The 286-nt window shown below is 34.3% G+C and carries 1 protein-coding gene; it reads left to right on the top strand.

What is annotated here, in order from left to right; translation table 11 throughout:
- Positions 1-125: 125 nt before the first annotated feature.
- A partial coding sequence (locus tag ACFINZ_RS11595) for a 2-dehydropantoate 2-reductase N-terminal domain-containing protein (protein ID WP_375701596.1) occupies positions 126-286 on the top strand: 161 nt, incomplete at its 3' end.

The raw sequence follows: 286 nt of genomic DNA, 5'->3' as shown, positions 1-286 counted from the left end.
AAGTAAAGTCATAAAGAACGGATGTTTCAGAGCGAGTTAATTGATATGAAAGTCTTTTATTTGAAGATTTTTGCAAAAATAACATACAATTAAACCAAAGATTTGAGAAATCATTAGGAAATTTAATGCATGCGGTTTCAATGACAATTATTGGTGCCGGTTCTTATGGTACTGCATTAGCCATTGTGCTTGCTCGTAATGGCCATCATGTTCTTCTATGGGGATATAATTCTCAGCATATCAGGGAATTACAGGAATATCGTTGTAACCAAGCATTTTTACCCGA

It is taken from the genome of Bartonella sp. AA81SXKL (genome assembly GCF_042196945.1).
In the GTDB taxonomy this organism is placed as follows: Bacteria; Pseudomonadota; Alphaproteobacteria; order Rhizobiales; family Rhizobiaceae; genus Bartonella.
This window is presented reverse-complemented; position numbering and strand designations above follow the sequence as displayed.